Here is a 21878-nt window from a genome sequence, read left to right on the forward strand (position 1 = left end):
TTGATAGATGCTCTTTTTTTATTAGTCATTTTGTTTCACGTTTTTCTTCTTTAACCGAATACCATAACCGGTCGTCCACTCAATAAAATCGGCTTTACCACCATGAGCCTTAATAGAAACGCCAGCAAAAACTTCCTTATAAACTTTAGTACGTACGCCAATACGAAGGTACACTGGGCTTCCCTCTCCGTTAAATTCATTTCGATGTAAATAAGTTCCGAGATTTGCATTAATATTTAGCCTGGTATTGAGTACATGGTCAAAATATAAAGCAGGACCATAAGAGATTAACGCCGATAGCCTACCCGCTTTATCACCGGCTATTTTACTATCATTGCCACTTGCCGAATAGAATGCATCCATTCCAGCACCTACACGCCACTTATAGCCCAGATGTTTGCTATAATAAGCTCCCAATGTTGACTTAAAATACTGTCTATCGTCATCACGATTAATCTGTTTGAATCCAAAGGCATAATTAAAGCGGAGTTCATGCGTTTCTTCCATTGGTGGAATTGGGTATTTTCTAAAATCAAAAGGTTGGCTAGACGGTATATAAGTAGCCGATACACTCAAAGGCAATAAATTGATTCCCGTATTAGGCAATGCCAAAGCGCCATTACTAAAATGATGAAATGCCAATCCTGCGCCCAAGTGAATTTTCCTAGTCACGCGGTAGTTAGCCTGTAAACCCAAATCAATAAACACATTGTTTTTGCTCCCAATAATCAAATTAAATGGATTCTCTTCTTCGTTGTAAGGATTAAATCGACCTGACAGACCCAGCGCAATCCTATAATTAAAGTTCCATCTACTATTTGTCTTAGGAGCAATTGGGACAGCAACAAATCCATAAAATGCAAAAGGTTTTCCAAGATGTTCTTGACCAAAAGTACTGCTATATAGCCCTACACCATAAATCGGATAATTATAGATCTGATTATAAATGCTCTTAACAGAGTCTTCGTAATTACTCTGGAAACCCACTCTAAAATTGATACCACTATAATAAGAATCAGCAAGCGTTTCTTTAGCTCGCTCATTCAATTTAAGTTCACCTCCACTTTCATGTTCGAGCTGAAAGATCAATCGTACTTTTGACGGAATTATATGCTTACTGGAGTCTTGGGAAACTATCGGTTCGGGGGCTTACCTGAGCGCTCAGTTGGAAGGAAATAAAAGTTAAAGTGAAAAAAGTAAAAATTCTTGCTAGCATTAAATAAGCCTTTAAAATGTTTTGATAAGATTAATAACAAACTTTAGCAATCTAGTTTACGATTTCCATGTCGCCTGAACGATAAAAATAAATAAAACGCTATTCATTTATGAACAATAACTATTGCACTATTCATAACAAGCGCTAAGAATGCTTTGTTTGACGTAAATCGACAAATTTAACGAATAATATCCAAATAGATTTCACTACCATTCAATCTATCTTTTTTTAAATAATAGCCATGCCCAAAAATCAAAATAATAGTCCATTATTACATAAACTAAGATCACAGCATTTATATGTACAATACCTGTAAACAAGAATAGCACGGCATCCTTGCCGTGCTATTCTATGAATCATTTCACAAAGATTCTAATCTTTAGTATCGTGCAAACTACAGGTCTAATATAAAATAGATAGATTTTAAATCGAAGGCACTAGCTCGATTTTCAAGATAGGATTTAACTTAAAAAAACACAGCTGCTCCACATAAAGATGAGGAGCATCTGTATACAAAAAAATATTTTTATTTAACTTTTCGAATACATGTAATCAAATCATGCGCATCCAATGGTTTTTTGAGTTTCCCATCAAACTGATTTTTCTGATTTTGTTGTTCAATCTCAAAATACATATTATCTGCAGTAAACACAAAAACTTTAATGTGCTGCCATGCCCCATTATTCCGTATTTTTTCAAGCAATTCCCAACCATTCATAACTGCCATATGCAAATCAGTAATCACCAGCTGTACCGGATTGTGTTGCAGATATTCCAAAGCATCTTGACCTTTTTCAAAAATATGTACATTCGCAAAATCTTTGAAGTAATGCTTCAGGTAAAGAATATTGATTCGATTATCATCTACAATAGCAATTTGAAGGTCTAGTGAAAGATCTGCTAACGTATACAGTTCCGCATGAGTTTGTTCAGTCTTAGATTCTTTAATCGGAAATGACAAAGTAAATGTCGAGCCCTTTCCCAAAACACTTTCCAAATCAAGGCTTCCATGTAATTGTTCGACAAACAATTTGGAGATATAAAGTCCCAACCCAAAACTACTCGACTGAACTTTTGAGCCTGCCATATAGTAAGGTCTAAAAACCAAAACCTGTTCTTCAAGTGCTATACCACGTCCACTATCTTTCACTTCGACAAAGCAAAAAGATTTTCCGTTTTTCACCTTTATATAAGCGTGAATATTTACATCACCCAGTTCGGTATATTTAATGGCATTACTGAGTAAGTTGGACACGATCTGCCTCATTCGAAACTCACTACTACAGATCAACAATTTTGAATCGATATCCAATTTCTTAATGAACTTAATATTCTTCTTTTGAGCATGGTGCCTATGCAAATGGATGATATCATCGATTACCTGATAAGGTGAGAAGAAATCATACTCAACGTCTAGCACCCCCGCTTCCAACTTACTGATGTTCAAGATATCATTAACCGTACTATTGATAACCTCAATCTCATGAGAAGCCGAATCCAGGTACTCCTCATCGATTACCTCATGACTTCCACTTTTTCTCAATATATCGATAATACCTAAGAGCGAGTTAATCGGCGTCCGGACCTCATGGCTTACACTAGCCAAAATTGTCGTTTTTTCGCTTGCAATCTTCGCTGCATAGTCTTTTTCTTCTTGCAATTTACGCTCATAGGATACCGCATTGGACTGATAATAGAAAATAAAAACCATCATCAATAAAATGATAGCCAAAGAAGCAACAAGTTGATTTCTAAAATTGATGGTACTTTGTTTATATACCGCTAAATCCTTTTCTTCCGCTTTTCTGAGACTTTCTATTTCGAATGCTTTAATTTTATCGATTCCTTTACGTAGATTATCCAAAAGGTTTCGATTCGCTTGAATAAGCTCCTTCTCTTTATTCTGTAGAGCTTTAAACTTCTGTTGCAGCTTTTTCACATTTTGCGCATATACAATCTTATTCTGTTTTATCAGATATTCTATTTGTTTCGATATCACATCACGTTGGGAAGTATTAAAATCTTGAGTGATTGTATTTGCAACGAGCGTATCATTTTTAGCATTGAAAATACGGTTAAATAGTTTTTCTTTCTTTCTAATTGTCGTATCCTGTTTCAATGAATTGAATGAAGTATCTCTCATAATTCGATTCATCACGGAATCTGCACGTTCAAATCGAGGAGCTTCAACAGTTGCTTTAGCTGAAGAAGATAATGTTGACAGCGAATCATTTGTGAAAAATATTAGCTGATCGACTGTTTGTTTCAATCCGACAAACTCTTGCGCTAATAAGTTCTTTTGCTCCATATCCAAAGTACTCATCTGCATGATATCATCTGCTAAAGGCAACGATGATATCGAATCAACATAAAGCTTGATGGTATCCAGCTTTAGCTTATAAGCCAAATAAGTGTCATCTTCAAAATTTACAGTATAGAGTCTGAAAAGATTATCAGCCTCACTATAAGCTGAATAAACCGGAAATAAGGCTGAAGATTCTTGATAAGAAGACGTGTACGATGTGAGGCGCTCCTTAACTTTTTGTTGCTCGAGATACTGATAAATAAATATCGCAATCAGGTAAGCAAATGAAGCCATTAATGCACCAATTAATAGCTTCCTTAATATAAATGTTTTTTTACTCTTAGAAGTTGACAATGGACTATATTTTTCCGTAAAGTTAAGCATTTCATTAAACGACACGAAATAAATTTATCATCTATTCGCAAAAAACACAGGTACACAATTACGCCAAAGTCCATGAAAAGGCCGTATTTTCAATAGAGTTGCACAGTAATCTCTATATTGCTCAGAAAGGAGGCTTATTTTTTTTACAGCAAATAAATGCTGTTTATCGCAACTGCGAAACAAATTTTATTAAACACGAAACTTATGCCTTCTTGGTTATTGGGTATATGGGTACTTCCGAAGCCCTATTATCCAAGATTTCAGTATCTAAAATTTCAAATTCAGAATTTCGAGATTTAAATTCCGGAACAATCTTTTTCATGTTTCTGACCAAACTCATGTAATCCGGAAACATCATGTGCGAATTAACCATTTGTAGACACAAATCGTTTATCATTTGCACTTTTTGCATCAGATCATCATGGTTAACTTTAGCAATCATAATTTTTGGATGATGTGTTTTGATTGTATTCTCATTATTAGCCAAAAGCTCCTCATAGATTTTCTCTCCGGGTCTCAACCCTACGATTTTTATATCGATATCTTCTGGATAACGGTAACCTTTCAGATTAATCATCCGTTTAGCCAAATCAATGATGCGTACTGACTTCCCCATATCAAAAACAAATATTTCTCCTCCATTGCCCATGATACCTGCTTCCTGCACCAATAAACATGCTTCCGGAATGGTCATAAAAAACCGGGTTATCTCAGGGTGAGTTAATGTCAGTGGTCCGCCCTGCTCCATCTGTTTTTCAAACAAAGGAATAACCGAGCCATTGGATCCCAAAACATTTCCAAAACGGGTAATGATAAAGTTTGTTTTAGACTTACCAGCACAACTGCTAATATAAATTTCTGCCATTCTTTTAGTCGCCCCCATGATATTCGTTGGGTTGACAGCCTTATCAGTAGAAACCATGACCATTTTCTGGACATCATATTCCATACACAGATCGGCCATATTCTTGCTTCCCAAAACATTGGTTTGTATAGATTCATAAGGATTAGCTTCCATCAATGGTACATGCTTATATGCAGCTGCATGAAATACAAAGTCAGGTCTATGTTTCTGCAAATACCTTTTGCATAAAACCATAATTGCGAACATCACCAACGATACAATGCATATCTTCAAGTTGACTACATTTAATCGATTGCTGAATATCATATAAGGGTGATTCGGCTTGATCCACCAAAATCAATTTTTTATAAGCACGTTTGGCAATCTGCCTAGCCAACTCCGACCCAATAGATCCTGCAGCACCTGTTACCAAAATAACCTTGCCTTCCATTGCGATTTCAATTTCTTGATGTTCCAACTTTATCGGCTTACGACCCAATAAATCATCAATTTTCAAAGCACGTATTTCACGTCCAGATCTTGCATTTGGTAAGATTCGAGCGGGAGACATGATCTTAAGTTCAAGACCCAGCTCATGAAACCAATCGGATACAAATTGTAATCGCTCCGGATCATTATTCTCTACAGCTATGATTACTTCACAAATTCTATATTTTTTTATATAGCTTTTATTAATCTCGGAAATATCCAATATTTTCAAACCAGCAAGACGCTTACCAATGCGGGACAATTGATCTTCAACAAAAGCAATAACCTGATATTTAACTCTACCATCTTCTCTCAACAAAGTGTAGGATGTCAAACCAGGACGCGAAGCACCAAAAATCAACACATTTTCCAATTTTCTAGCAGGCAAGAAGAGGTAATCGAATAAGGTTCGATAAACAACCCGAGCACCGACCATAATGACCATCAAAATACAGGCTTGTATCGTCAGTACAGGATAAGATTGTCGTAATACATCACCTGCAACTGTTCCCTTATCAATAAAAATTCGGACAAGTAAGTTTATGAAAAGCAGAACAACATAGCCCATTGCTACCGTTTTAAAGATTTTAATGGTATCTCGGATACCAGTTTCACGTACGATCCCTTTAAAGATGCTATGGCTGAGAAATAGAGTAAAATAAACCGATAATACGATCATCAATTTCTGAAAAATCAAAATAACCTCCGGCGTACCCTTAATATTAAAAAAGATATAGTTGGCAAGCAAATAACTGGCAACTACAAAAAACATATCAATCATCAGGATAACCCATCTCGGATTATCTTTACGTAGACGCCTTTTCAAATCCCCCCAAGAACCTATCATAACTTTACATTTAAGTTTTTAATCTTTATAAAATGAGGTTAGTTTGTGCTTAGCAATATGACAGCTATATAACTTATAATCAGTAGCACTATACCAAGTTACATAAATTCTAACAATTCTGCTAGAATTGAAATTAATATCATAATTTATGCACCGATATGTCTTCATCCCCATGCTATGGCAGTTGACATAACAAATATTGTAACAAATTGTTGATAAAAATTTTATTTAATGACAGATAGGCATTCCACTTAAAGCAAAAATATCGTTACATTCCGTTTGAATGAAGCAACTTAAATCTTAACGACTTGTTAAGACCCAAAAGTGGCATACTCTTTGACCAGCAACTAACGACAACATTTTGGGGAAAATATACTGTTGTCAAAACAATAAATGATCGGATTTAAAATCACAATGAAAAACGAACATCAATTGCTTTAATCTACTTTATCAAAAACATTACTACTATTAAAAATGACCTTCTTTACTAATTTATTTTTAAAAAAGAAAAAATCAACTTCTGTTAGATCTCTAACACAATTAGACTTCCTCGAAGTCGACATGCACAATCATCTGCTTCCAGGAATCGACGACGGTAGTAAATCCGTTCAGCAATCCTTGGGCTATATCAAAGAACTCCATAACCTAGGTTTTAAGAAGTTTATCTGCACACCCCATATTATGGAAGGTGTACATCCGAACACTAAATTTAGCATCGAGCAAGCACACCGTGCTTTAAGTGACGGGTTAAAAGAATCGGGAAGTGAAGTAGAGATATTTGCAGCTGCGGAACATATGATAGATGACGGTTTGCATACACTTATACAAAATAATGACCTTTGTCTCCTTCCAGGTGGTTACGTTTTAATTGAAATGTCCTATCTTTCTGAGTCCAAAGCCTTATTTCAAACCATCTTGAATATTCAGAAACTAGGCTATAAACCAATTTTGGCACATCCAGAACGCTACAATTATTACCATAGCAACTTTGATATCTATAAGCAAATCAAAGACGCAGGATGTTTCTTGCAGTTAAACCTACTTTCACTAAGTCGTTATTATGGTGTTGACGTTAAAGCCATTGCCATGACGCTATTAAAATCAGGCATGTATGACTTTGTCGGAACAGATCTTCACCACGACAAGCACTTACAGCAACTCAAAGATATCGTAGAAAAATATCCTGTTAGAGAGATGTTGAAGACCTGTACTATTTTGAATCCAACTTTATTGGACCATATCAATGCCAGCAAAGGGCAACACACCATAGCAGGTTAGATCGATTTTATAAAAAAAGGGTTCTCTCCATTTGGAAAAGAACCCTTTTTTTATAATTCACGGTAGATAAATGTATTAAAATTTTAGTTTTTCACGCAACGGATTTGAGCCGCAAAATTTGCTGACGCTGATTCCGTACGAGCAGAATCTCCAAAATCATTTGCATTTCCTGTCATATACAACCTTTGTGTGTCCGCAAGTAAATACATTCCTTGGCTATTAAATCCATCTCCTGTATTATTATCATTATAGGAACCCCAAAAAGGGAAAAACAAATAATTAGTGCGATTAACACCGGGGTCATCCTGTCTACCAAAGAACATACCTACTTTTGACGCTGATCCATTATAATTAATGACAAACCTGCCCACTCGCCATTGACTCACATTTTTTGGATTATCAGCTCCTTGTTCTCCACTACCTGTCTCCCTTGTTCGCAAAATCAATTTATCTGCTTCTGCTTTTGTAGGAAGTCTCCAAGTATTCAATGGTAATACCAATGCACAAGGGTCACCTTGCAAACCATTAATTCCTTCTGATGGACTAGGATTCGTATTAGCAGCATCAATCACCTTTGGTTTTAGGTAACCTGGGAACCAATAATCACCAGAAGCATCATTAGTCGCAGCGAAACCGTATACACCATTTTCATACGTCAAGTTACCCAATGCCCAAACTTCACCTCCAATATTTACACTAACTGGCGCTTTCACCGAAAGTTCTAAGATATATTTAACACCTGGTTTGAAAGTCAGATTTTTGAATGAAAATGGTTTAGCTATACTATTATTAATCGACAATCCTGTTAAATTAACAATACCCGTTTCCGTATATGCTGTTGTAATAAAAGTCGAATCCGACACAATTACTTTACCAGTCTTAGTCGGTAATGTAAAGCTAACTTCCTCAGTAGTGGCAGCATAAGAAACAGCCCCATCAGACAGTTTTACATTAGCGCTAACACTAGATGGTGTTACTGTAGCACCACCGATCACTGTTGCACCAGATATTTTCGAAGAATCAAACTTTAACGTTACTTGGGTAAATAAGTGGTCTAAATCTGCATTCAATACATTTTGGCCGTCCTTTACTTCAAACGGTACCTGATCCAACATAAAATCCACATCAGCTTTTAAACCCTCAAAATTAACGGTGTTCAAAGTCGCATCTGCTGGAATAGTTGGCAATCCTTTTCCTGTACCTGAAGCATATATCAAAAATGTATAATTTCCTTTAGCAATAGAAAAATCCTGTGTGCCATTACCCTGAGTAAAGGACTTTGTTTCTTTATAGTTACCTGAAGCATCAAAAATTGCTACAGCATATACTGTACCTGCTTTTAACTGACCTTCCTTATGCCCAGTATCGACAGATTCCGCACGATTCGAACCTTTCAAAGTACGACTCGAAGAAGTAGTATATACCGGAGTCAATGTCGCCTCCAATGTGTATTCATTATTAAATGGTATTTCAACTTTTTGGACAGCAGATACGTAACTTTTACCTACCGAACCTACTTTTATTGGATCTGGTTTCGCAAAGGCTTGTCCTATATTTAAGCGTATTGTAGACCCTTCGGTTAGAACTATATTTGTATCTTTATTACAAGAAGTTAGAAATAATAGTACAGCTAAGCTAGAGGCTAGGCCTATTTTTAATTTAAAATTGTTCATCAGTTTATTATGGATGTAATGAAATTAGGTTAGTTCCACTCTTGTTCTTGTGCCTGCGATTCTGTATTCCAAGACTCTTTTAAATTGCTTTCCACAGAAACCCGCCGCAATACCGTACTCAAGTTCTACATACTGATGATTTACTCGTGGCGCCTCATAGCGTATTTGACCTTTATTGTTGGTCAAATTTTCATTTGTTGTTTTCATTCTTTTATTATTGTTATTAATATTTGTTTCAAAATTTTATATCGAAACTACTTTTAAGCCGAAACTCAGCAATTCAAACATTGAACTGTACAAGAATTATATGGCATTAAACAGTCTGTTTTTATTTAAAATTTTGACGAAAGTAGGTAATAGTCCAACACAAAATTCGAATTTTGAAATAACAATTTGTAATTGTAGAGTAAACACTACGCGCAAAGCAAGATCACCAAAATAATACACATTTAACTAAATATCAGAACATTAACAAGTAAGAAGATGGTTAATAAGAAATTAAAAAAAGAAACATATAGCTGATATTTTCTTTTTGAGCAAAAAAAGCCTCCCGACCTTTTAGGGTCGGGAGGTTTTTGTTTCGTATAGCTACTACTTAAGAAAAAGTACGGTTATCATCCTCACCATTATCCCATGATTCCTGTATTGTATTATTAGTTGGGTTAGACCCAGCAGCAATACCTTGCTCCAACTCAATCGTAGTCATTTCTACTTTTGGGCTTGTATATGTTTTTTTTCAATTCGTTGTTCATCTTATTGTATTCTTTAATATTATTTGAAATTAATTCTTACAAGCACCTTTTTTCAGACCTTTTCCATAGCCCTGTATACCTGTTGCATTGTCCACACGCTGTGTTATTTTCACAGAGTTTGATTCAGCCCCACCTTTCCAATTAATATTATTGAATGGCTTATTATCAAGCATTTTCATTGGTAATAATTCACCATCTGCAGATTTTCTACCGAATACAGTCACATTTCCAGCTTGGTCAATGTTCACTTGGATTAATGGATTCGTCTGCATAGCGTAATTTCCCGCCATTCCATTGGCCCATACCTGAGGGATACCACCAGCACCATGACGCGTTCCATCTGTAAACCCAATGGTCTGAGCTGTACCTAGACCGGCTTCAAAAACTTCAAATTGTAACTCTTGATTTGCGATATTCACCCCATTCACATTCATATTAAATGAATTGTCTAGCGAGTAGATATTAAATACAAAACCGTAATCAGCACCTGGAGCAGTAATCTCTTTAGATATGATCGATCCATTTGCAGCATTAAAAGGACCAACTTGGAATACATCGTTAACGATGAAATTTCTGATAACTGCACCATCACCTGGATTACCGTAAATAAGGAAATTCCAATCCATTCCACTCGTAACAACTTCACCCGTACATACTTTATACTCTAGGTTCAAGTTATAACGTTGTCCAGGTACAATATTCAAATTTTCAAAAGAGAAATTATTATTCACAACTCCACCAATTTCCAAAGTACCAAAAGTAAGCTTAGCACCTTTTAATAATTCATCATGAATCAATAATGTTGGTGTACTTGTAGCGACAAGAGAACCAGGAGTGAAACCTGGGAATGCTACAGCAACATGTTGATTAGCTTCACCGTTATAAACAATTTTATTATCTGCAAATGTCAAACTTGCACTTGCATGCGAAGGCGTTATAGTTGGCGCTACGATTTGTCCAATAGTACCAATTGTACCTTCTGCCACAAATATCTTTGTGATAACCTGGCTGTACTGGTGTTTCAAAGTAACATTCAACGTATTCGTTACACCAGGTTTCACTTCCAATGTACCTTTGAAGTACATCAAATCAGCACTGATATCTTTTAAATAAGCTGTAGATAAATTATTCTCACCTTCTACAGTAGGAACTGAGGTTTCATTCGTCGAGTAAGCAATAAAAGTATATGTACCTGCATTTAAAGCAATTAAAGTATTTGTCTCCTCAGCATTATAGGATACGTTAGATTTCAATACGCCATCTTGATCATATACCAACACCGCATATTTCACGCCATTAGCTAAGTTAAAAGTATCTGTTGATGTCGCAGCAGCTGCACGACTAGTACCAGCACGTAGGCCATTTACTAGGTTAGCTGGAGCATCTGTTGTTAATGTTGCAGTCAACGTACTTCCTTTAGCGAAAGGTACTGAAGACACCTGCACACCTTGTTGATGAGAAGCTGCACCTGCTTTTGTTTTAGCTCCATTACTTGAAGCCGGAGTAGCAACACCCAATAGGTTTACTTTAACTACAGTATCACCACTTACGATACTGTCCTGTGTTTCTTTACACGAGTACGAAGTTAAGCACAAGAAAGCAACAACTGCCATCATGACTTTACCTTTGGATTTTTGATAAAATTGAGAAATCATTCTTTTTTTTAATTATTTATAAATATGTTAGAAACATGATGATGTACTCATCGACCTGATTATACATTGACAAAATAAGCGTTCAAAAACCAAAACTCGATGTTACACTAAACACTTCTAAGTAAATAGTTTTACTTAGAAAAAAATTCTGCTGCAGCAGTAACTACTTTATTGTAAATAAACTACACTTATCTAACTTTTATAATTTTCCTGTAGTTGTATTACTACAAAACACAGCTTAACTTAACTATAGATCGAAACACGATAGAATAATCTGTTACTTAACAATATTTAGCTTCTAAGACACAATCATTTATTTACAAATCATATAAAAAAAAGAAACACGCTCAACCAGTTGAGCGTGTTTCTTTTTAAGCCAAATTCTTCTACCAAGAAATGGTGCGATTATCATCAGGACCATTTTCCCATTCTTGTTTTACCGTATTGTTATTCACTTCAGCAGAACCAGCTGCAATACCCTGCTCTAACTCCACAACAGCAGCCACAACTTTTGGGCTTACATATACTTTTTTCAATTTATTATCCATGATATCTGATTATTATAAATTCATTAATTCTTTAAGACTACAAGTAATTGCACGCTGTTTTTCTCTTTCCACTACCCGTTGCAATGATTTTCGTCGCACCAGCTATCATTTGAGTTACCTTAACAGCATTAGCATCGCCAATACCCGACTTCCATTGTATTTTATTGAACTTCACATTATTCACCAACTTCAATGGATATAACGGCCCTCCAGAGATTTTACTTCCCCACATACTCACCTCACCGTCTGCACTAATCACCACTTTTATCAAAGGTTTTAAAGCAGTACCCTTTAAATTATAAACCTCTGCTACCTTACCATTCTTAATTTCAGTATTAGCACCTCCATGAGTACTTCCGTCCATAAACATGATATTTTGTTTAGTACCTCCACCATTTCCACTTTGAAATTGGATTTCAGATGTTGCCAACTGAACACCATTTACCACCATATTGAACGAGTTATCAAACTCTTGGATATCAAACACAAAACCATAATCAGCTCCTGGGGCAGCAAAATCCTTAGTAAGACTTTTCCCATTAGGCATAAATACATTATTGACCATAATTCCTTTCTTACCATCTTTAATGTGTTCTTCATATGTCCAATTCATATTACCACCCCCACGAACATCTTGTTTACACGTGCTAAAGTCCAAATTCAAATAATAGCGTTGCCCAGGGATGACACTCAGGTCGGGAATGACCACACTCATTTTCGTTTGATCGCCAATGGTGATACTTCCAAATTTAAGCACACCAGCAGTTTCAGTTTCATGAATCAATAAGGCAGGCAGACTTTCCACTTGGCGCACACCACTACCCAGAGCAGGGAACACGACCTTGACTCCCTCTTTATTCAATCCGTTGTAGCTGATCTTACCATCTGCCAATTTCAAATTTGCATCTATATGAGAGGGCGTGATTACCGGTGCTGTTATATTCGTGATTGCTCCTGCTGTATTTTCATTAATTTTAACTCGGGTAATAATTTGACTAAATTGATGCTTCAATATCACATCCAAATTGTTCTCACCAGAAACGAGCGTCAATTTACGCGAGAAATACATCAAATCACTATCAATCTTTTCCAAAGTAGCAGTCGACAAACTGCTACGTCCCTTCACATCAGGAGTAGCAGCAGTACTATTGGTTGAAAAAGTGACAAATGAATACGTTTCACCGGCTTTCAAAGGAATACCTATTTGGTTATCCACTCCATTCGTATAAGTCTTTTCTGCAGCTAAAGAACCATCTTGTGCATATACCAAAACCTTGAATTTTACATTTTCATCCAAAGCTGTCCGGTCTATTGTTGCAGCCGCACGACTCGCACTAGACGCACGCAAACCATTACCCACCGGATTGGATGTATTGGAAGTCAATGTTACATGAAAGGATGAACTCTTTGAAAAAGGAACGTTTACCACCTGCTCTTCTTGATGAGCAGCACCACCCGCCTTAGCTTTAAGACCATTATTAGCATCCCTGTCCGCTACACCCAAAAGATTCACCTTCACTACAGTACTATCACTCACGATACTATCTTGTGTTTCTTTACAAGAGTACGATGTCAAGCACAAGAAGCCTACAAGGACCAAAATCGCTTTACTTTTTATTTTCTGATAAAATTGCAAACTCATACTATTAAAATTTATGTGTCAAAATGTTTAAAAAACTATTCATATATCTTTACTAATCTGCCAGCATACCGAACCATTTGTCCTTTCAAAACAAATAGTTAGCAAAGCAATAATATTGACGCCAAAGGTGGAAAAATTGATTATTCAGAAAAGTTATTTCCAACTTGAGTTAAAATTTTGTAGACGAGTTTCTACAAGCCTAAACGCTCGTTTACAGTTCACAAATATTTTTGAATCAGCTACTTTTAACTAAAAAACTAATAGAAATCCATTAACTTATCACTATAAAAAACTCACTTACTTAATTGCAGGCATGATAGCCAATAAAGGGTCGATTCATGATTAAAATATCGTTTTAGCTAAAAAACAGCATAGATGAATAACACGAATAAAAAGGTTAAAAAAGTATATCAGATTTGCTAAGAATTCTTTTTAAGAACAAGGAGGCTAAAAAACATTCTTATCTGTAAATGCGATAAGAAAAAAAACAAAGTTTTATCAAAAAAGGATCTAAATTTCTCATTTTTCAATCAAATATTTTCTTAGTTGTTTATCAATCCAAATTTTGGATTTTTATAAACAACTTAAAAAAAACGAAATATGTACTACATAAAATTAATGACTGAAAATTAAAATAAAACTAGTTGTCATTAAATTTATATTAAATTTAATGGACAGGATACATAGATTAAAACATTAGTCCTACTTTTGCTTCAATCATTGAAATAAAATAAAAAAAACGCCTTTATAATATCATAATTTAAATTACACACCGTTTTGGAATAGAATACCATGTTTAAACAAACAATAAAGAAACTGATTATCCCTATTGGAAACTAAAAGGGAATAAAATATTTTAAACTTTTATTTTGTAAAATTGTTATTAGTTCGTAATATTACATAGCGAAAACATATTTTAACAAGTTATAACCATCAGTAAAAGAGAGCAAAGCATTTACCGAACAAGGATAAATAGGTTTTAAAGACCCATACCTCCCATATGGCAGTGTTATACCTCAATTAAAACACGTATGAATAATAATATTAATTAATCATATTTTAATTTTAACCACTATAATACAAGACATTAGTATATTCAAACAATAACATTATGAACAAGAACACAAAAAAAATGTACATAGCCCCGACTATTGAGGAGCTTGTAGTCGAATTAGAACAAGGTATTGCTGCAGGATCAGGAGGTGCACAACCAGGGGCACCTACTATTAATGATCAAGATGGTGCAGGAGCAAGCGGTTGGGACGTAGACGGCTTTTAATTTCACTAACCCTAACTAACAATTTTAACAATATGAAAACAATCAATAATAATATAGCGAGTAAGTTTGCTCTTGCCGCTTTTTTGGCTTTGGGCACGTTAGCTGTAACAAGCTGTAGCAAAGACAATAACCAAACGGGGCAAGAGATTCCAACAGGAAATAGCCAACTCATCGTTCGCATTGCGGGCATCAGCGATGGCGAAAATATTTCTACAAAAGGAGCGAAAGGAAGTACATCAAAAACTTCTGCTTCCACTCATTCTATCGAATTGGTTCAGTCAAATGGTTTTGATGCCATCGTTGCCGTTGACAACAACGTACCCGCTACTCAAACAACACCAATCGCAGGTCTTAAAGCTGCAAATGGAAAACGTGCAGCTTCAACACCAATGTTGGGAGGAACCAAGTATCGTTTATTCTTATACAAGAAAAATGGAGCCACCTATACTTATGACCAATCTGTAGACTTCTCTTCAGGCACCGAAGCACCTGTTACAGTAACAAAAGGAGCTACCTACAAATGGATTGCCATATCATACAACTCCACAAGCGACCTCGTTCAAGACCGTGGCATCAATGACACCTTTACATTACCAGAAAACAAAGATGTCCTTTACGCTGCTTCAGCTGCTGATTTTACCGTAGGCGAAAGCGTAGAGCCAATTAACATTAGCTTCAACCGTCTATACGCTCGAATTGCAGTAGAAGTAAACACATTGGGGATGTTTGCTCCTATGAATTCTGCAAAGATTACAGTGACAGGACAAAGCGCAAGATCAGCAACTGTTGACTTGACGACTGGCACATTGACACTTGCACCATCTGCCGGAGTCCCAGAACTTACAGAAGCAGACTTCACGGACATCGACGGCGATGCCAGCAGAAAGGTCGCATATTATTACACTGCTGATCCAGCTGCTCAAAATCTAACTGTAAAGGTTACAGATTTAAGCATTAAGCTAGACGATGGAAATGACCGTACTTTTGGCTCTACAGCATTGACACAAATCAAATCAATCACTCCTGTATTAGGTCAAAACCACCGCTTCTTAGTAGGTATCGCAGAGTCTGCTTTAACATATGGAACGACAAAATGGGCACGTTCAAATCTTTACTACAGAACAACTGATGCATTAGGTGCAACAATACCTTACCGTTTCTATCATACCAATCCGTTAAGCCCGAATAAACAAGAAAGCTTTTTCTCTTTCAGAGGACACCTTCCTGGTCGTTTAGCCACTTCGACAGAAGTAAACCAGAAAGACCCATGTACTTTAGTTTACCCTGCAGGTCTATGGAAAACACCAACAGATACGCAAATCGGAACTTTAACTTCAAATCAGGGTGTACTTGACGGTCTACTTGGTAGTGTATTAGGCTTAGTCTTTACAGCTCCTGGAACTCCTGGAGCTGCTTTCGGTCCTTCATATATTGAATATACACCTACCGTAGGTGTGAATGCGGCTTACGGATCAGCAACATCTGCAACAAATAAACTTCGCTTTCAATATAATGGACTACAAAACAATATAAGTGTAGTTTCTGGGTTGATTAATGTGAGTTTAGGTGATGTAGGTCAAACAGCTGCTGTATGGTCTTCTAGCCGTGTTCTTGATGGCGGATTATTAGCTCTTTTAAGTACTGGTGTTGGAGCATGGGGATACCTTGGTTCAACAGCACCAGCAAGACTTATTGGCCTTCCTCCTCGTCCAGAAAGAGCTATTGCTTCTAAAGGAGCTGGTGTTTTGAATCTTGCAGTTGTCGGACTTGATGTCGCAGGATCTGGATTTATGAATGTTCGTTGTGTACGTGATGCAGCTTGGACAGTAGCAAGTCAAGCGGCAAATTACAACCCAATGCCAATTTTATAATAATATCTAGATAAATTAAGGTCTTAATCAAATTTTAAGCGAAGAATTTATCTACCTTTAAACAATAATAAAAGCCGTCCGAAATTAGGGCGGCTTTTGTTGTTTTAAAGCACTTTTAATCATTGAAAAATAACCATCCACCAATCCGAATTCCCCCTTGCTCGAGGCGGTACCTCCCTATCCTAAAGACGGATTGCCTTCTCTAAAACTCCCACAATATGCGATTCCAACCTAATCATAAATCACCAACTTTGCCCCAACCAATCCAACTATTTTAAAATGAAAATAAATTACCTACATTAGGTTAAAAACACGTATCTTCACAAATAACTATAAATACCTGAATAAATACAAGAAAAGTAAGTTTAAAGTATATCGTCAATGATTTACGCTGTATTATTACCTATCTATACATTAATACGCAAACAAAATTTAAATACTTATATAGCCATCCAATACTAACCATAATGAAGAAAATAAAAAGAAATAGAACCACTAAGTTCGTCCTTTATGCATTCTTGGCTCTTGGCACTTTAGCTATTACTGGCTGCAACAAGGACAAAAACCAAAATGGGCAAGAGATACCAACTGGTAAGAATAAAATTGTCGTTCGTATCGCTGGTATCAGTGATGGCGAAAGCGTTGCTACACCAGGAACGAAAAGCAGTTCGTCAAAAATGGCCACAACTCCTGCCCACACTATAGAGCTGGTGCAAACAAACGATTTTGATGCCATAGTAGCTTTAGACAATAAAAACATAACAAATGCAAGCGCAATAGGCGGGTTAAAAGCAACAGGAGATTCACGTGCAGCATCCACTGCAATGAAACCGGACAATACCTATAATCTATATTTTTACCTAGAGCAGGCGGGTACCTATACACTAGCAAAGGTAGCTCCATTAACCGCAGGTACTGAAACAACAGTAGAACTGGAAAACGGGAATTACAAATGGGTGGCTTTATCGTACAATAATACCGCAACTTTACCAGATGGAAATACAAATTCGATAACCTTACCTGAAAACACCGATGTACTTTATGCATCATCTAACCTAACAATTGGCGTCCCAAAAGTTGCAGCTATCGACATTACATTCAATCGTGTATTTGCACGCATCGCTGTAGAAGTAAACACCTTAGGTATTTTCGGACCCATGGAATCCACACCCACTATCAGTGTAACCGGTGATAAAGTACTTAAAACGGGAACGATTGACCTGACAACAGGCGAATTTATCGGAAGCTTAACAACGGGAAACCGACCTCGCATTAACCTCGACCGATTTTACTGATATAGATCCAGTGGGTAGTGATGCTTATCAAAAAGTAGCTTATTTTTACACCGCAGGTCAACCCGCAAAAGACCTAACATTAAAGCTATCCGACTTAATAATTAAGCTAGATGACGGTACAAAACGTTATTTTTTCCTCAGTACACTCACGCAGAGCAAATCGATTACACCTGAGCGCGGTAAGAATCACCGCTTCATGGTCGGTATTGCAGAATCCGCCTTGACACTGGGCACAACTAAATGGGCAAGATCCAACCTCTTTTATAGAACCACGGACGTACTTGGAGCAAGAACACCCTACCGCTTCTATGCCAACAACCCTTATCTGCCCAATCAGCAAGAGAGCTTCTTTTCTTTTAAAGGACACCTTCCAGGTAGATTAGCATCCGCAAATCCAGCCAATCAAAAAGACCCTTGCGCTTTGGTATACCCTGCTGGCCTTTGGAAAACACCATCTCAAGCTGAAATAAGTCCGTTGACATCCAACCAAGGGCTAATTGATGGTGCCCTCGGAAGCGTGCTCGACCTTTTGGGCACTATGCCCGCAACTCCGGGTTCAAACTATGGCACTATATACATCGAATATCCCGTTACAGCTGGGTTCAATCCCGCCTACGGAGGCACAACTTCACGTTCAAATAGGGTAAGATTTTATTACAACGGTGTACATAATAATGTCATTTTAGCAAATGGGCTCATCAACCTGTCGGTAATCGAAGGTGGGAAAACGGTAGGTATCTGGACGAGTGACCGCGTGTTAGATGGAGGGCTGCTAGATCAGCTAAGCACAGGAGTTGGTGGATGGGGATACCTAGGTTCAACAAAAGCAATGTCGTTATTTCAACCTCAAAGAGCCATTGCCACCAAAAGCGCAGGCCTTCTAAACATCGATTTATTGGGACTCGGGCTTATAGGTTCAGGTTTTATGAATGTCCGCTGCGTGCGCGATGCATCATGGAGCACCGCAAGTACCTCACCAAATTACAACCCATATCCTGTTTTATAAAGCTTATTACAATAGTAATTTTTGTAAAATCCGATTCGCAATTAAAAGACAAGAAGATTCTTTAAAGAATCTTCTTGTCTTTTTAGGATAACAAAAAAAGAACGGAATTCTCCTATTCGTTCCAAATAAAATATCAAAAACACATCTTACCAAGTTTAGCCACAAAATTACAGGCACGCATCAGTCTTTATCAACAAACCTAGCACTATCAATGTTATAACATGTATAAATAAAAACTTACCTTATTGTCAAAAAAAAATGACAAATCAAACAATGTATTGTAAAACAACAATTAATTTAGTACTTTCGTCCGTCTAAATTATAAGTTATAAAATTACATAATCAAAACATGTGATTTACTAACAAATAAAGTAGATACATATATTACCTATTGAAATACAAGATGTTGTGTCATAATAAAAAGCTAATAGCACATGGCAAATCTATGCATACGCTTACTAAACCCGATAACAAGACATATTGATATGCTTGGCCATGTTATCGAATAATCAAATTACTGGTTAAAACATAGTATAGGTCTAGTTAACACTTATTCATGTTCTAACGAACTTATATTAAGCTATATATTCGAATTCAAATATGAATTAGGTTGAATATCAAAAATCCAGATAGCGTAATTTCTGGATTCTGTACCATATTGCCAAAAAATTTTTTTTATCACATATACAGGAAAATTTTATTTAACACTATGAAAAACACAAAAAAACAAATGTATGTAGCCCCTCAAATCGAGGAGTTCGAAGTAGAATTGGAGCAAGGAATTGCTGCAGGATCACAAGGAGTTGCACAACCAGGTGCCCCAAGCATTAATGACTATGAAGAAGGTCAAGGCAGCAACGCTTGGAATGTAGACGGCTTCTAATCCAATTATACTTTATCATTTAACAAAATCATGAAAAACACCAACAAAAACCTAACAAGTAAATTAGCGCTTGCAGCATTCTTAGCCCTGGGTACTTTAGCAGTTACAAGCTGTAACAAAGACAGCAACCAAGCAGGACAAGAAATTCCAACTGGCAAAAGTCAAATCATTGTACGCATCGCTGGTATCAGTGACGGCGAAAGCGTAGCAAAAGGACCTAAAGCAGGTTTACGTACAGCATCGACAAATAACACCGCTACTATCGTTGAAGCAAACGGATTTGATGCCTTAGTAGCAACAGATAACAACATCACGACAGACGCAAGTCCATTGGCAAAAGGCCTTAGAGCAGCTACTGGCGCACGTGCAGCAGCAGGAATTGCAGCTGGTACAACTTACAACCTATACCTGTACAAAAATAATGGCGGTACTTATACATTCGAAAAAGTAATCCAATTTATTGCTGGTCAAGAAACTGCTGTTGAATTGACGAATGGTGCTTACAAATGGGTAGCATTATCTTACAACAATACGGCTACTTTACCAGATGGTACTACAAATAACATCGACCTACCAGAAAACACGGATGTTCTTTACAAAGCATCTACTGAAGACATCATCATTGGTGGGGAAGAAGTTCCTGTTAACATTACTTTTGACCGTGTATTCTCACGTATTGCAGTTGAGATTAATACATTAGGAATGTTCGGACCAATGACAAAAAATCCAACAATCACTGTATCGGGCGATAAATTAATCAAATCAGGGAAATTAGATCTAGCTACAGGTACATTAGTACCATCAGCAACAGGTTCAGACCTTGCTTTGACGGAAACTAGTTTCGGAGATGTTAGCCCTATCAATGGGACTTCCTTCCAAAAAGTTGCTTATTTCTATACAGCAGCACAAACTGAACAAGCAATTGCAGTTACAGTAAAAGATTTAGAAATTAAACTTGATAATGGTACAGCACGTTCATTTGGTTCGACAACATTAAATCAAACGTTAAAAGTAGCACCTGAAGCAGGTAAAAATCACCGCTTATTAGTTGGTCTTGCTGAGTCGGCATTAACATATGAAGGAGTTCAATGGTCGAGATCAAACTTAACTTATTTTGGCGGTGATGTTACCCCTTATCGCTTCAAGTCAAGTAACGTATATACTCCAACAGCAGATCCAAACGGTTATTTCACATTTAGAGGACATCTTCCACGTAAATTAGCTTCTGGAAATGAATCGTTACAAAAAGACCCTTGTGCACTGGTATATCCTGCTCAACTTTGGAAAACTCCAACGGAAAATGATTTAGCTAAGATTCAAAATCAAAGTGGGCTCCTTGGCAACCTATTAGGTAGTGTTGGAGAAATCTTACTTGGTACAAGTGCAACTCCTGGAGCGAAACTTGATGCCGATCAACAATATCTTGAATTTACACCTTCAAAAGGTAACAATTCAGCATATGATGAAGCGAGTAACAAATTACGTTTCAATTTTGACGGTTTACAACCAAACATAAGTTTGGTAGAAGGATTAGTTAAATTAGATTTAGGAAGTTCCAAAGGACACCAAGTTGCATTCTGGACACAAGACAAAGCTATTGATGTTCTTGGTTTAGCTGGTGTTGGTGCATTTAATTACTTTGGATTTGCAGGTAAAAGTGGAATTTTAGGTTTAGGCCCACGTGTTCCAAAAGGTAGTATCGGTGCGAGTCTTCTAACTATCGATTTATTAGGATTAAATGTAGTTAGTTCTGCTTTAATGCCTGTACGTTGTGTTCGTAATTCAAATTGGGCTACAATCAGCGCACAACCTGATTATAATCCAAACCCTGTTTATTAAGGTTAAAATATGATCTTAGCTAATATTACTGCTAAGCAATCTACCCATAAGTAAATAAAGGGCCGTTTCGAA

16 protein-coding genes are annotated in these 21878 nt (G+C 36.7%); 7 read left to right on the forward strand and 9 right to left on the reverse strand.

From position 1 onward, the window contains the following. Positions 1-21: 21 nt before the first annotated feature. The 4 genes from ACFX5U_RS20085 to ACFX5U_RS20100 form a co-directional block, all read right to left on the reverse strand. The gene (locus ACFX5U_RS20085) at positions 22-1089 is read right to left on the reverse strand and encodes an acyloxyacyl hydrolase (protein WP_400261859.1); all 1068 of its coding nucleotides are present in this window, start codon (positions 1087-1089) and stop codon (positions 22-24) included. 653 nt (positions 1090-1742) lie between these two features. Further along, the gene (locus ACFX5U_RS20090; protein ID WP_284180537.1) at positions 1743-3905 is read right to left on the reverse strand and encodes an ATP-binding protein; all 2163 of its coding nucleotides are present in this window, start codon (positions 3903-3905) and stop codon (positions 1743-1745) included. A 202-nt stretch (positions 3906-4107) separates the two neighbouring features. Continuing rightward, a complete protein-coding gene (locus tag ACFX5U_RS20095) occupies positions 4108-4983 on the reverse strand; it encodes a polysaccharide biosynthesis protein (protein ID WP_400261860.1) in 876 nt (291 codons plus the stop codon). Then, positions 4970-6085, reverse strand: coding sequence for an SDR family NAD(P)-dependent oxidoreductase (locus tag ACFX5U_RS20100; RefSeq protein ID WP_400261861.1), 1116 nt, complete (start codon positions 6083-6085; stop codon positions 4970-4972). Before ACFX5U_RS20100 ends, ACFX5U_RS20095 begins: the two co-directional genes overlap by 14 nt. A gap of 474 nt (positions 6086-6559) precedes the next feature. Here ACFX5U_RS20100 and ACFX5U_RS20105 point away from each other — a divergent pair, with 474 nt between their 5' ends. After that, positions 6560-7363, forward strand: coding sequence for a tyrosine-protein phosphatase (locus ACFX5U_RS20105; protein ID WP_400261862.1), 804 nt, complete (start codon positions 6560-6562; stop codon positions 7361-7363). A gap of 83 nt (positions 7364-7446) precedes the next feature. On the opposite strand, the gene ACFX5U_RS20110 is transcribed toward ACFX5U_RS20105, so the two are convergent. The 5 genes from ACFX5U_RS20110 to ACFX5U_RS20130 form a co-directional block, all read right to left on the reverse strand. After that, complete coding sequence (locus ACFX5U_RS20110; protein ID WP_400263634.1) at positions 7447-9036, reverse strand: hypothetical protein; 1590 nt, start codon at positions 9034-9036, stop codon at positions 7447-7449. A 24-nt stretch (positions 9037-9060) separates the two neighbouring features. Continuing rightward, a complete protein-coding gene (locus tag ACFX5U_RS20115) occupies positions 9061-9243 on the reverse strand; it encodes a hypothetical protein (protein ID WP_400261863.1) in 183 nt (60 codons plus the stop codon). 574 nt (positions 9244-9817) lie between these two features. After that, positions 9818-11443: a hypothetical protein gene (locus ACFX5U_RS20120; protein ID WP_400261864.1), complete on the reverse strand. Its 1626-nt coding sequence runs from the start codon at positions 11441-11443 to the stop codon at positions 9818-9820. A 386-nt stretch (positions 11444-11829) separates the two neighbouring features. Further along, positions 11830-11991, reverse strand: a complete 162-nt coding sequence (locus ACFX5U_RS20125) for a hypothetical protein (protein WP_400261865.1) — start codon at positions 11989-11991, stop codon at positions 11830-11832. A gap of 37 nt (positions 11992-12028) precedes the next feature. After that, complete coding sequence (locus tag ACFX5U_RS20130; RefSeq protein ID WP_400261866.1) at positions 12029-13633, reverse strand: hypothetical protein; 1605 nt, start codon at positions 13631-13633, stop codon at positions 12029-12031. A gap of 1111 nt (positions 13634-14744) precedes the next feature. Here ACFX5U_RS20130 and ACFX5U_RS20135 point away from each other — a divergent pair. From ACFX5U_RS20135 to ACFX5U_RS20160, 6 genes are all read left to right on the forward strand, one after another. After that, on the forward strand, positions 14745-14912 hold the full coding sequence (locus ACFX5U_RS20135; RefSeq protein ID WP_400261867.1) for a hypothetical protein: 168 nt from the start codon (positions 14745-14747) through the stop codon (positions 14910-14912). Between the two features lie 32 nt (positions 14913-14944). Continuing rightward, positions 14945-16783: a hypothetical protein gene (locus ACFX5U_RS20140; RefSeq protein ID WP_400261868.1), complete on the forward strand. Its 1839-nt coding sequence runs from the start codon at positions 14945-14947 to the stop codon at positions 16781-16783. 467 nt (positions 16784-17250) lie between these two features. After that, positions 17251-18078: a hypothetical protein gene (locus ACFX5U_RS20145; RefSeq protein WP_400261869.1), complete on the forward strand. Its 828-nt coding sequence runs from the start codon at positions 17251-17253 to the stop codon at positions 18076-18078. Positions 18079-18088: 10 nt separating this feature from the next. Continuing rightward, positions 18089-19084: a hypothetical protein gene (locus ACFX5U_RS20150; RefSeq protein ID WP_400261870.1), complete on the forward strand. Its 996-nt coding sequence runs from the start codon at positions 18089-18091 to the stop codon at positions 19082-19084. 709 nt (positions 19085-19793) lie between these two features. Further along, the gene (locus tag ACFX5U_RS20155) at positions 19794-19967 is read left to right on the forward strand and encodes a hypothetical protein (protein WP_400261871.1); all 174 of its coding nucleotides are present in this window, start codon (positions 19794-19796) and stop codon (positions 19965-19967) included. Between the two features lie 30 nt (positions 19968-19997). After that, positions 19998-21806 carry a hypothetical protein gene (locus tag ACFX5U_RS20160; protein ID WP_400261872.1) on the forward strand — a complete coding sequence of 603 codons (1809 nt, stop codon included), beginning with the start codon at positions 19998-20000 and terminating at the stop codon, positions 21804-21806. Positions 21807-21878 lie beyond the last annotated feature (72 nt).

The organism is Sphingobacterium sp. SG20118, assembly GCF_044740685.1.
Taxonomy (GTDB): Bacteria; Bacteroidota; Bacteroidia; order Sphingobacteriales; family Sphingobacteriaceae; genus Sphingobacterium.

What these genes read in the sequence shown, in the direction of transcription:
- ACFX5U_RS20110 (WP_400263634.1), bottom strand. Translation starts at nt 9,036, where the DNA reads ATGAACAATTTTAAATTAAAAATAGGCCTAGCCTCTAGCTTAGCTGTA.
- ACFX5U_RS20130 (WP_400261866.1), bottom strand. Translation starts at nt 13,633, where the DNA reads ATGAGTTTGCAATTTTATCAGAAAATAAAAAGTAAAGCGATTTTGGTC.
- ACFX5U_RS20145 (WP_400261869.1), top strand. Translation starts at nt 17,251, where the DNA reads ATGAAGAAAATAAAAAGAAATAGAACCACTAAGTTCGTCCTTTATGCA.
- ACFX5U_RS20100 (WP_400261861.1), bottom strand. Translation starts at nt 6,085, where the DNA reads ATGATAGGTTCTTGGGGGGATTTGAAAAGGCGTCTACGTAAAGATAAT.
- ACFX5U_RS20140 (WP_400261868.1), top strand. Translation starts at nt 14,945, where the DNA reads ATGAAAACAATCAATAATAATATAGCGAGTAAGTTTGCTCTTGCCGCT.
- ACFX5U_RS20090 (WP_284180537.1), bottom strand. Translation starts at nt 3,905, where the DNA reads ATGCTTAACTTTACGGAAAAATATAGTCCATTGTCAACTTCTAAGAGT.
- ACFX5U_RS20155 (WP_400261871.1), top strand. Translation starts at nt 19,794, where the DNA reads ATGAAAAACACAAAAAAACAAATGTATGTAGCCCCTCAAATCGAGGAG.
- ACFX5U_RS20160 (WP_400261872.1), top strand. Translation starts at nt 19,998, where the DNA reads ATGAAAAACACCAACAAAAACCTAACAAGTAAATTAGCGCTTGCAGCA.
- ACFX5U_RS20105 (WP_400261862.1), top strand. Translation starts at nt 6,560, where the DNA reads ATGACCTTCTTTACTAATTTATTTTTAAAAAAGAAAAAATCAACTTCT.
- ACFX5U_RS20125 (WP_400261865.1), bottom strand. Translation starts at nt 11,991, where the DNA reads ATGGATAATAAATTGAAAAAAGTATATGTAAGCCCAAAAGTTGTGGCT.
- ACFX5U_RS20120 (WP_400261864.1), bottom strand. Translation starts at nt 11,443, where the DNA reads ATGATTTCTCAATTTTATCAAAAATCCAAAGGTAAAGTCATGATGGCA.
- ACFX5U_RS20115 (WP_400261863.1), bottom strand. Translation starts at nt 9,243, where the DNA reads ATGAAAACAACAAATGAAAATTTGACCAACAATAAAGGTCAAATACGC.
- ACFX5U_RS20135 (WP_400261867.1), top strand. Translation starts at nt 14,745, where the DNA reads ATGAACAAGAACACAAAAAAAATGTACATAGCCCCGACTATTGAGGAG.